At 71.7% G+C, this 10,364-nt stretch carries 10 protein-coding genes and 1 pseudogene; 7 read left to right on the forward strand and 4 right to left on the reverse strand.

What is annotated here, in order from left to right; translation table 11 throughout:
• Window positions 1-206: 206 nt before the first annotated feature.
• From HED23_RS18495 to HED23_RS18505, 3 genes are all read right to left on the reverse strand, one after another.
• Window positions 207-1,499, reverse strand: a complete 1,293-nt coding sequence (locus HED23_RS18495; protein WP_203184506.1) for an MFS transporter — start codon at window positions 1,497-1,499, stop codon at window positions 207-209.
• A 262-nt stretch (window positions 1,500-1,761) separates the two neighbouring features.
• Entirely contained in the window at window positions 1,762-2,946 is a 1,185-nt protein-coding gene (locus HED23_RS18500; RefSeq protein WP_203184507.1) for an SGNH/GDSL hydrolase family protein, read from the reverse strand.
• Window positions 2,943-3,557: a TetR/AcrR family transcriptional regulator gene (locus tag HED23_RS18505; RefSeq protein WP_203184508.1), complete on the reverse strand. Its 615-nt coding sequence runs from the start codon at window positions 3,555-3,557 to the stop codon at window positions 2,943-2,945. Before HED23_RS18505 ends, HED23_RS18500 begins: the two co-directional genes overlap by 4 nt.
• A gap of 91 nt (window positions 3,558-3,648) precedes the next feature.
• On the opposite strand from HED23_RS18505, the pseudogene HED23_RS18510 reads away from it, so the two are divergent.
• The 6 genes and pseudogenes from HED23_RS18510 to HED23_RS18535 all read left to right on the forward strand — a co-directional run bounded on the left by HED23_RS18510 (window position 3,649) and on the right by HED23_RS18535 (window position 9,132).
• Window positions 3,649-4,457 (forward strand): annotated as a pseudogene (locus HED23_RS18510) (class I SAM-dependent methyltransferase).
• Between the two features lie 206 nt (window positions 4,458-4,663).
• Window positions 4,664-4,822: a hypothetical protein gene (locus HED23_RS18515; RefSeq protein WP_203184509.1), complete on the forward strand. Its 159-nt coding sequence runs from the start codon at window positions 4,664-4,666 to the stop codon at window positions 4,820-4,822.
• 689 nt (window positions 4,823-5,511) lie between these two features.
• On the forward strand, window positions 5,512-6,483 hold the full coding sequence (locus tag HED23_RS18520; RefSeq protein WP_203184510.1) for a polysaccharide deacetylase family protein: 972 nt from the start codon (window positions 5,512-5,514) through the stop codon (window positions 6,481-6,483).
• Between the two features lie 226 nt (window positions 6,484-6,709).
• Window positions 6,710-7,525: an SAM-dependent methyltransferase gene (locus HED23_RS18525; protein WP_203184511.1), complete on the forward strand. Its 816-nt coding sequence runs from the start codon at window positions 6,710-6,712 to the stop codon at window positions 7,523-7,525.
• Between the two features lie 189 nt (window positions 7,526-7,714).
• Window positions 7,715-8,908 carry a cytochrome P450 gene (locus HED23_RS18530; RefSeq protein ID WP_203184512.1) on the forward strand — a complete coding sequence of 398 codons (1,194 nt, stop codon included), beginning with the start codon at window positions 7,715-7,717 and terminating at the stop codon, window positions 8,906-8,908.
• 5 nt (window positions 8,909-8,913) lie between these two features.
• A complete protein-coding gene (locus tag HED23_RS18535) occupies window positions 8,914-9,132 on the forward strand; it encodes a ferredoxin (protein ID WP_203184513.1) in 219 nt (72 codons plus the stop codon).
• Window positions 9,133-9,217: 85 nt separating this feature from the next.
• On the opposite strand, the gene HED23_RS18540 is transcribed toward HED23_RS18535, so the two are convergent.
• The gene (locus HED23_RS18540; protein WP_203184514.1) at window positions 9,218-9,862 is read right to left on the reverse strand and encodes a DUF998 domain-containing protein; all 645 of its coding nucleotides are present in this window, start codon (window positions 9,860-9,862) and stop codon (window positions 9,218-9,220) included.
• A 190-nt stretch (window positions 9,863-10,052) separates the two neighbouring features.
• Here HED23_RS18540 and HED23_RS18545 point away from each other — a divergent pair, with 190 nt between their 5' ends.
• Window positions 10,053-10,316: a DUF5133 domain-containing protein gene (locus HED23_RS18545; RefSeq protein ID WP_203184515.1), complete on the forward strand. Its 264-nt coding sequence runs from the start codon at window positions 10,053-10,055 to the stop codon at window positions 10,314-10,316.
• The last annotated feature ends 48 nt before the right edge of the window (window positions 10,317-10,364 follow it).

Consider the following 10,364-nt stretch of genomic DNA (forward strand, 5'->3'; position numbering starts at 1 on the left):
ACCGCCCCTCTACCCGTCCCAGCCGTTTGGCTCAGCCCACGGCCCGGTCCGGCGCCCGCCTCGGCACCGGGGGCGGCATACAAGGAGGCCTGCCCCTGCCGGGCGGCGTGATGGCTGACCTTGCCGGGCGACCTGGGGAGCCTGCCCCCGCCGGGTGGCGTCCCCCGGCCGGATCCTCGCCGGACGGCGATGTCCCGCACGGGCCTTCACGTAGGGCGTGCCCCTGTTCCCTGGACCGGCAGGGTCCGTCCCATGCGTGCGAGCGGAGACAGTGCCAGCACAACGGGGGACACCAGCATGCCTGCGGCAGCCAGCAGGAGGCCGCCGCGCAGCCCGCACTCGTGCGCGAGCCATCCGCCGAGGAGGGAGCCCGGCGGGGCGAGCCCCAGCCCTGCGAAGTTGATCGTCGCGGCCACCCGGCCCTGCAGTCCGTCCGGGGTGACGGCCTGCCGTACGGCCATGACCGTGACGTTCACAAGCTGGCCGAAGGCGCCGAACACGAAGCTGACCGCCAGGAGGACGGGCACCGTCACTGCGGGGGATCCGTGGAGTGCGGGTACGCACAGCATGACGGCGTCGCCGATCCCCGCCGCGTACACGAGCACCGGACCGTACCCGAAACGGCTGGGCAGCCGTGCGGCCAGCAGCGAGCCCAGAAGCGCGCCCGGCCCCGTGGCGGCGAGTGCCAGCCCGATGGCGGCGCCGGAAAGGTTCAGTTCTCGTGACAGGAAGAGCAGGTGGACGGTCGTCGTGGCTGCGAAGAAGAACTGGAAGGCGGCCGAGGCCAGGCTCACGGCCCGCAGGGACACGTCGCCGGCCACGAAACCGAGGCCCTCCTTGATTCGCCGCCCGACCCCCGAGGGCCTTTCCGAGCTGACCGGGACCGTTTCGCCGGCTCGGATCCGCCTGATCGACAGGAACGACAGGGCGAAGAAGACCGCGCTGGACGCCACAGCGACCGGCGCCGACAGCAACGACACCAGCGCACCTCCCACTGCGGGGCCGCCGAACTGGGCCGCCGACCGGCTGCCCTCGAGCGCGCTGTTGCCACGCAGCAGCTGGTCGCGGTCCACCATGCGCACGAGTGAGGCCTGGTAGGCCACGTCGAAGAAGACGGACAAGGCACCCGCGACGAAGACGACGGCGAACAGCGCCGGCAGACCGAGCACACCCAGGAACCCGGCCGCCGCGGCGGCCGCCAGAGCCAGCGCGCGGCCGACGTCGGTCAGCACCATCACCGAGCGGGTCCGCCATCCGTCCACCCACGCCCCCGCGACGAGCGCGAGGAGCAGGACCGGCACCTGCCCCGCCGCACGGAGGGCGCCGACCTGGCCGGCGTCCGCGTCCAGTGTCAGCACGGCGTACAGCGGGAGGACCACAAGGCCCGTGTGCTCACCGAGTTGGGAGGCCGTCTGGCCGACCCAGAGTTTTCGGAAGTCGCGGCCCCACGGGGCGCGGGGCGGAACCGGGCGGCCGGAAGCGGAGGAAGCAGAAGGCATGGGAGTCCCTCGGAACGCCGGGAAGCGAAGCCCGCCGACCGGCCGACGGCGGGTGCCGTCGGCCTCCGGGGCGGGAAGGCTCGCTGTGCCGCGCTTCGAGGGCAGCACGCGATGACAGGCCGTTCACGGCCTACGACGTCAACGCGCGCTCGGGCGACCGACCATACCTCAGCTCCTCGTGAGTGACTCGCTGCACCGGACAGTAATCGTCCCCGGACCGGATGCGAAAGGCGATAACGGGAATCCGTGCCGCCATGCGTGGTCAGTCCCTTGCGACGGCGAGCGGGCCACCCGTGCGGAACGCCAGCCGCGCGAAGCGTTCGCCAATGCGGCGGTGCGTGGGGGCATCGGGGTGAAGCGCGTCGGGGAGCGGCAGTTCGGCGGTGTCCGCCTCGCCGTAGAGTTCGCGGCCGTCGAGGTGGTGCAGATTCGGGTCCTCGGCCACGCGCTGCCCGACGATGCGGGTCAGCTCGTCCCTGATGACGCTCAGGGTGAGCTTTCCGGCAGCCGTTTCGGCGGGGTCTCCCGCAGCACGGAAGTTCAGCTTCCCCGCGCTGAGGGAGCTGAAGTCCGGTGCGCTGGGCCCGGGGGTGTCCTCGTGGATGGGGCACAGGATCGGCGAGACGACCAGCAGCGGTGTCGTGGGGTGTCCTTCGCGGATCGTGTCGAGGAAGCCGTGGACGGCCGGGGTGAAGGCGCGCAGACGCATCAGGTCGGTGTTGACCAGGTTGATGCCGATCTTGACGCTGATCCGGTCGGCGGGGGTGTCACGTATGGCGCGGGCGGTGAACGGGTCGAGCAGCGCACTGCCGGCGAACCCCAGGTTGATCAGCTCCACACCGCCGAGGGCGGCCGCCAGCGCGGGCCAGGTGGCGGTGGGGCTCGCGGCGTCGGAGCCGTGGCTGATCGAGCTGCCGTGGTGCAGCCACACCGCGCGGCCGCGGTCAGGCGCAGGCTCGACGGGGGCGTCGGCGCGCAGGGCGATCAGCTCGGTGGTCTCGTCGTGCGGCAGCCAGATCTCGATGTCCTTCGGATCGGCGGACAGGCCGCTGAATCGGAGGGTTCCCACCGGTCCCGGCCGGATCTCGGCGGATCCGCGGGCCATGTCGATGGTCAGGGTGTTGCCACCGGTCACGACGGCCTGGTCCGCGAGCCGGCCGTCGACCAGCAGGTCGTAGATTCCGTCCGGCCGGGGCGGGGCTCCCACGTACGCCCGCTTGGTGGGCAGGGTGTCCAGTTCCACGACGGTCGCACGGGTGCGCAGGACGAGCCGCACTCCCGCGGGCTGGGACTCCGCCATGGCCAGCCGGCCGTCGGTGTTCTGGGCACGGGCACGGTCGGGCAGCCGGTGGGGCAGCACGCCGCGCTCGGTGCGCTCCAGATGGAGTGCGCCGCGCAGGAGATCTTCGGTGAGGGGGATGGGCGTCAGCCTGGGGTGGGTGCTCATTTTCCGTGCCCGTCGTGGTCCGGTTGTACGGCGTGGGGCTCTCGGGAGGCGGGCCAGTTCCGCAGCAGGGCGTCGAGGGCGTCCAGTACCCGTGGCCAGGTCTCCTGCGTACTCGGGGCGCTGTGGCTGAAGCTTCCGCCCGACTCCAGGCTGATGTAGCCGTGGAAGACGCTGCCCAGCAGCCGGACCGCGTGTGTCTGGTCGGGCTCCGTCAGGTCGTAGCCGCGCAGGATCGCCCGCGTCATCCGGGCGTGCCTGCCACCGGCACTCGCGGCGGCGGCGTCCGGGTCGAGCCTGAGCTGCGCCGCGGCGTAGCGGCCGGGATGCTCCCTGGCGTAGTCGCGGTAGGCGTTCGCGAACGCCTCCAGCGCGTCCTTGCCCGCCCGCCCGGCCAGGGCGGCGGAGACGCGGTCCGCGAGCTCGGCCAGGGCCAGCAGGGCGATCCTCGTCCTGAGGTCCTGGGAGCTCTTCACATGCGAGTAGAGACTCGCGTCCTTGACGCCGAACTGCCGGGCGAGTGCCGCGACGGTCACCTTGTCGAAGCCGACCTCGTCGGCCATTTCCGCCCCGGCCCGCGTGAGGCGTTCTGCGGTCAGTCCCGCTCTTGGCATGACTTCATCCCCTCCGGCTGGTCCCAGCATGCAGCTGCCTAGAGATATTAGGCAAATCCCGGGTTCCCCTAAGAACGGCACCTGAGGAGGGATGCCGGCAGCCCAGCGCGGCAGGCTTCCGTTACGCCCCCGGGCTGGCGGACGTGCTCGCGGGCGCCCTGACGCTCGACGGACGGGGACGCCTCGTCGACGTGGGGGTGCGGGCCTGGGATCATCGCCCTGGGTCTGGCGCACCTGTTCGGCGAGGTCGTCGGTGTGGATCCGGACGCCGGCATGCTCGCCGAGGCGGAGCGTGCGGCCGGCCTGGCCGGCGTGGCCGGGAAGACCCGGTGGGCGCATGCCCGCGCGGAGGAACTGCCGGCGGGTCTCGGGAAGTTCACCGTCGCGACCTTCGGACAGTCCTTCCACTGGATGGACCAGGACCTCGTGGCAGCAACCGTCCGGGACATGCTCGTGTCCGGGGGGTCGCTGGTGCACATCTCGGACCTGAGGGCGGAGACCCGGTCCGTCGACGGCCTGCCGCATCCGGCGGTTCCCCGTGCTTCGACGGACGAGCTGGTCAAGCGGTACCTGGGGCCGGTCCGGCGCGCGGGCCGCGGAGTGCTGCCCCACGGGATGCCCGGCGGCGAGGCGGCCGTGCTCTCCAGGGCGGGCTTCTCGGGTCCCCTACGTCACGTCGTCACCGGCGGCCGGGCTCTGGAGCGTACGTGTGACGGCGTCGTCGCCTGGGCCTTCTCGATGTCGTCCTCGGCCCCCCACCTGTTCGGGTCACGCCGTGCCGCGTTCGAAGCGGATCTGCGACAGCTCCTGACCGGGGCGTCACCGTCGGGCCGGTTCTCCGAACGCGGCCCGAGCACCGAGGTGTTCATCTGGGGGAAGGACGGCCCCGCCGGGCTGTGAGGGGATCCCGTCCGGATCCCGGATCCCGGGGCCTGCGCCCCCGCGCCCGTCAGGGACCTGTACGGACATGGCCGTTCGCCGCCAAAGGGGCGTCAGGGGCCGGACGCAGGGCCATCCCGCCGGGGATAGCTTCGATGTCACGCCCCGGACCGCCTCCCCGCATCCGGGGCGCCACCGGTCGTCGGAGAATCCCCTGGAGGGCCCCCATGTGTCTGTTCCGGTACGAAAGTGATCCCGAGCCCGAGGAACCCCTCCCGGCCGGGCGTCCGTACGTGCACGTCCGGGAGGAGAACGGAGAGCGGACGCAGGTCAGGCCGTTCCGCACTCCGCTCGGCATCGCGGTCAAGGACGCGGGAAGGGACTGACGCGGCTCCACACCGCCGGCACCCGGCGGCGGTCTCCGGACGGAACCGCCGCGGAGCGCTTCGCGCGACCCGCCCGGCCTCCTCCGGATACGCCCGCCAGGTCGGCCCGCCCTCGCGCCGACAGATCGCAAGGCTTTCGAAACTTTCGAACACATCGGGTTGCGATCCTGATCAGAAATCCGCGCCACACGGCATTCACAGGCACTCACCTCCAGGAAAAACGACTCCCGAACTGGCCATATCCCCTTTCAGGCACCCACCACCCGGGATCGACGGTTTCGTGATTCACGCCGAAACCATTGACACGCGACGGGGCCGGTTCAACACTGTTCGCCGTCGACGGAGTTCCAGCCCGCCGATCCGGGTCCACCCCGACCCGGCCCCCGGGCGGGCTGCCGAGCACGACAGCCGGACCGGTCCGGCCGGGACGTGACACCGAGGCACGATCGCCGTACCCGCCTGCAGGAAGACGCCCCCACGGAGTGCGTCCAGCGCTTCCCGCACACCCCATCCGGCCTCGCGAGGACGAAGGGAGGACACGCGCATGAACGACGCACCCGCACAGCCGACGATCCGCACGCGCGGCCGGTTCACCTCGCCACCAGGTGGGGCGGTGGCAGTCCGTTCCCGCCGCCCCGCGGTCAGCCGTCTCTCCCCCACGTCCACCAGGACGAGAAGGGCCAACTCGTATGCGCATCACGCCACGCCTGTCCCTGCGGCCCGCGGTCACGGCTCTGGCCGTCGCCGCGCTGGCAGCGACCGTCACCGCCGCCGACACCACCCCCGCCCACGCCACCACTGCTGCCGCTTGCAACGGGTACGTCGGGCTCACGTTCGACGACGGTCCGTCGAGCAGTACGCCGGCCTTGCTCAACGCCCTGAAGCAGAACGGCCTGCGGGCCACGATGTTCAACCAGGGCCAGTACGCCGCGGCCGATCCGGCCCGGGTCCGGGCGCAGGTCGACGCCGGTATGTGGGTCGGGAACCACAGCTACACCCACCCGCACCTGACCCAGCAGAGTCAGGCGCAGGTCGACTCGGAGCTCTCCCGCACCCAGCAGGCCATAGCCGCCGCCGGCGGGGGCACACCGAAGCTGTTCCGTCCTCCGTACGGCGAGACCAACTCGACGGTGCGGTCCGTCGCGGCCAAGTACGGTCTGACGCAGGTCATCTGGGACGTCGACTCCCAGGACTGGAACGGTGCGAGCACCGACGCGATCGTGCAGGCCAACGCCCGGCTCACGAACGGCCAGATAATCCTCATGCACGACTGGCCCGCCAGCACTCTCGCCGCGATCCCGCGCATCGCGCAGGGGCTGGCGAGCCGGGGCCTCTGCGCCGGCATGATCTCTCCCCTGACCGGCCGCGCCGTGGCTCCCGACGGCGGCGGAGGTGGCGGCGGCTGCACCGCGACCGTGTCGGCGGGCCAGAAGTGGAACGACCGCTACAACCTCGATGTCTCGGTCTCCGGCTCCAGCGACTGGACCGTCACCATGAACGTCCCCTCCCCCGCCAAGGTCCTGACCACCTGGAACACCACCGTCACCTACCCCAGCGCACAGGTGCTGACCGCCGAACCCAACGGCAGCGGCGACAACTGGGGCGTCACCATCCAGGCCAACGGCAACTGGACCTGGCCGACCGTCTCCTGCAGCGGCTGACATCCGGACACCACGGGCCTGGGGGCGGCGGCTCCGCCCGCCGCCCCTGCCGGCTCCCGCGGCAAGGCCCGTCCATCATCCGGATGCCCCGCACACAGGTGACATCTACGAACGAAGTGCCCTTCTCGGCATGCGGGTTGATGATTGGCGGACATTTATGGCACTGACGTTCCCTATCCTGTTCGCAAGCTGATCATCCGCTGCCGCGCACCCCCAGGAGTCCGTCATGTCCCGACCGGAGAACGATGCCCCCGCCCTGCGCATCGACACCAGCAGACCCCATCCCGCCCGGATGTACGACTGGTTCCTCGGTGGCAAGGACAACTACCCGGTGGACGAGGCCCTGGGCCGGCAGATGATCGCCGTCGAGCCCGGGGTCCCGGTCATGGCGAAGGTGAACCGGGCGTTCATGCACCGCGCCACCCGATGGCTGGCCGGTCAGGGAGTCCGGCAGTTCCTCGACATCGGCACGGGAATACCCACCGAGCCGAACCTCCACCAGGTCGCCCAGCGGGCGGCGCCCACCACCCGGGTCGTCTACTGCGACAACGATCCGATCGTGCTGGCGCACGCCGAGGCCCTGCTGAAGGGCACCGAGGAGGGCGCCATCGACTACGTGCAGGCGGACGCCCGCGACGTGGACGCGATACTGCAGCACGCCGGCAAGACGCTGGACTTCAGCGAGCCGGTCGCGCTCTCGTTGATCGCCCTGCTGCACTTCGTGAGCGACGAGGACGGTGCCTACGAGCTGGTGGACCGGCTGACCGACGTGCTCGCGCCGGGCAGTCATGTGGTGATCTCGCACCTCACCGCCGACTTCCACCCGGCGGCGGCCCGCAAGGTCGACGAGATGTACAAGGCCAACACACTCACCCTGGCCCCGCGCACGCGCGCCCAGTTCGCCCGTTTCTTCGAGGGGCTGGACGTCGTCGAGCCCGGCATCGTGGCAGCCGAGGCGTGGCACCCCGAGCTCGGCGAGCCGGTCCCCGGGCAGGACGACGTCATCAGCGCGGGGTATGTGGCGGTGGGCCGCAAGCCTTAGGGGTTCTGGTGTGGGGCAGGGCCGGCCGGGCCCGTGAACCGCGGGCCCGGCCGGTTCGCACCGTGGGTCCCGGGGCCGCCTCCTCTCTCGGGAACGGCGGCCCCGGGATGGCCGACAAGGCGCTGTTGACCTCGTCGGCGCCGCAACCCGATTCTCGGATGATCCGTCGAGAGCAGGGAGGCCCACACGATGTCGGCCACAGCCGGACCAGCGCCCGTCCCCTATCCCTTCAACGAGTCGGCCGGACTGGGGCTGGCGGACGCCTATCGGGAAGCACTCGTACGGCCCGGGCTCGTGCGCGTGCGCCTGACGTACGGAGAACCCGCATGGCTGGCCACCCGCTACGCCGACGCGCGTCTCGTCCTCGGCGACCGCCGCTTCAGCCGGGCGGAGGCCCTCCGCCACGACGCCCCGCGCCAGTCGGAGGGGAGCCCGGACAGCGGCATCCTGAGCATGGACCCTCCGGGGCACACCCGGCTGCGAACCCTGGTGGCCAAGGCGTTCACCGTGCATCAGGTGGAGAAGTTACGCCCCTGGGTGCGGGACCTGGCCAACGGCCTGCTCGACGAGCTGGAGTCCCAGGGGCAGCCCGCCGATCTGGTGGAGCACTACGCGCTGCCGATCCCCGTCGCGGTGATCTGCCGCATGCTCGGCGTGCCGGAGGAGGACCGCCCGAGGTTCCGGGCCTGGAGTGACGCCGCGCTCTCCACCAGTTCCCTCACCGCGGAGGAGTTCCTGCGCAGCCGCGAGGAGCTGCGCGCCTACATGGGTTCGCTGATCGAGGACCACCGCCGCAGTCCACGGCCCGATCTGATGACGGGCCTGATCGAAGCACGCGACACCGGGGACCGGCTCAGCGAACTGGAACTGGTCGATCTCTGTGTCGGCATCCTCGTCGCCGGCCACGAGACCACGGCGACCCAGATCCCGAACTTCGTGTACGCGCTGCTCGACCACCCCGACCAGCTGAAGCTGCTGCGGGAGCGCCCCGAACTGATACGCGGAGCCGTCGAGGAGCTGTTGCGGTTCGTTCCGCTCGGCAGCGGCGCCGGCTTCCCCCGGTACGCGACCGAGGACGTGGAGGTCGGCGGCACGCTCGTCCGGGCCGGTGAGCCGGTGCTCGTCGCAGTCGGGGCCGCCAACCGCGACGCCCTGAAGTTCGAGGCGCCGGGCCGGCTCGACGTCACCCGGACCGGCGTCCAGCATCTGGGATTCGGGCACGGGGTCCACCACTGCCTCGGGGCGCCGCTCGCCAGGCTGGAGCTGCAGGAGGCGCTGGAGGCGCTGCTCGTACGCTTCCCGTCCCTGCACGTGGCCGGGGACGTGGAGTGGAAGAACCAGATGCTCGTGCGGGGGCCGCGCGAGATGCCGGTGGGGTGGTGACGGCCATGTCGTGGACGACGGAGGTGGACCGCGATCTGTGCATGGGATCCGGCATGTGCGCGGGAATGGCGTCCGACCTGTACAGGCTGGACGACGAGGACCGGGCGCGGCCCGTCCGTGAGCGGATGGCTCCCGACGAACGCGCGCTGGACGCCGCGGACTCCTGCCCCGCGTCGGCGATCGTGGTCCGGGACGGGGACCTGTTGATCGGGCCGCGCCCCTGAGAATCGGCGCCCGGCATGCCTGCCCTCGTACCGGTGGCCGGGTCTGCCTGCCCCGGTCCGGCGGGCGGGCCCGGCCGCGGGTTCGTCACGCAGGCCCGCCGGTGTCCCGGACGCAGGAGAGGACCACGACGAGTGGCCAGAACGACTGCGCGAACGTGAGGACGCGCTCGGCGGCTCCGGCGGTGTCGAGTACGAACAGGGCGAGCAGGAACCACGCCCCGCCCAACCACATCACCGCGGCTGCCGTGGCGGAGGGCACCGGCCGCAGCCCCCAAGGTGGCGCGGCCGCACGCGTTCCGTAGGCCGCGCCCCTCGCCGAGAGGTCCCGAGGTCCGGCGGCGCCGCGTGGCACGGCGAGGACCGGCCATACGGCGAGCAGCGAGAACCCCACGGAGACGACCACGCCGTGAGCGAACGAACCTCCGCTGCTCGGCGCCGGAACCAGGGCCAGCAGCATCGCCGAGAGTCCGCCGCCGGCCAGCGCCGTCCGTCCGAACGGTGCGGCGGGTCGCAGTCCGCACGCGGTGATCACATGGCAGGCTCCCAGGGCGAGCAGGGCCGACGTCATCACCCAGTACCCGCCGGCGCCGTCGGAGGCGAGGATGCTGATCGTCGCGGACGCCGGGTCGTAGTCGGGCCCCTGAAGCTCGGCGGAGATCGCCCAACCGCCGACGAGAAGGATCGGCGCGGACACCGAGGACAACAGGACCCACCAGGGGACAGATCGCATCGGTGAACGGTAGAACGCCCGGACCGGCGGGCGCCGGTGCACACGCAGGCGAGTGCGTACTCCGCCCGTCGGCGGGTAGACGCGTGACGGCGGGTCACATGACGGCGTGTGGACCACCCCGCCCGGCCCGGAACGGCGCCGCTTCCCGGCGCGCGTATCGGACGTGGATCGAACCGGAGGAAGAACCGCTGTGCTGACACCCGGTCCCCAGGACCTCAGAGTCGCGATGGCCCGTTACGCCGACGCACGGATCGAGGACGCGCGCCGCTCCACCGAGGCAACCACCCGGGCCGTGGAGGACGCCGCCTACACGCTGTGTGTGATGACCGGCACGCAGGCAGTCGAGCGGGCCCTCCTCGTCGCCGACAACATGCTCGGCATGCGGGCCACGGTCTCCCCCGCGCTTCGCCGGTCCGTCGGCACACGGCAGGACGACCGCCTCCAGACGGCCTGAGAGGCCGTCGGTACAAGCTACCGGCCGACGTGAGGCCAGGGCCGCACA

The organism is Streptomyces pratensis, assembly GCF_016804005.1.
Lineage (GTDB): Bacteria > Actinomycetota > Actinomycetes > Streptomycetales > Streptomycetaceae > Streptomyces > Streptomyces pratensis_A.

Coding starts and splice junctions, on each gene's coding strand:
- HED23_RS18525 (WP_203184511.1), top strand. CDS start 6,710: ATGTCCCGACCGGAGAACGATGCCCCCGCCCTGCGCATCGACACCAGC.
- HED23_RS18540 (WP_203184514.1), bottom strand. CDS start 9,862: ATGCGATCTGTCCCCTGGTGGGTCCTGTTGTCCTCGGTGTCCGCGCCG.
- HED23_RS18535 (WP_203184513.1), top strand. CDS start 8,914: ATGTCGTGGACGACGGAGGTGGACCGCGATCTGTGCATGGGATCCGGC.
- HED23_RS18520 (WP_203184510.1), top strand. CDS start 5,512: ATGCGCATCACGCCACGCCTGTCCCTGCGGCCCGCGGTCACGGCTCTG.
- HED23_RS18530 (WP_203184512.1), top strand. CDS start 7,715: ATGTCGGCCACAGCCGGACCAGCGCCCGTCCCCTATCCCTTCAACGAG.
- HED23_RS18500 (WP_203184507.1), bottom strand. CDS start 2,946: ATGAGCACCCACCCCAGGCTGACGCCCATCCCCCTCACCGAAGATCTC.
- HED23_RS18515 (WP_203184509.1), top strand. CDS start 4,664: ATGTGTCTGTTCCGGTACGAAAGTGATCCCGAGCCCGAGGAACCCCTC.
- HED23_RS18505 (WP_203184508.1), bottom strand. CDS start 3,557: ATGCCAAGAGCGGGACTGACCGCAGAACGCCTCACGCGGGCCGGGGCG.
- HED23_RS18495 (WP_203184506.1), bottom strand. CDS start 1,499: ATGCCTTCTGCTTCCTCCGCTTCCGGCCGCCCGGTTCCGCCCCGCGCC.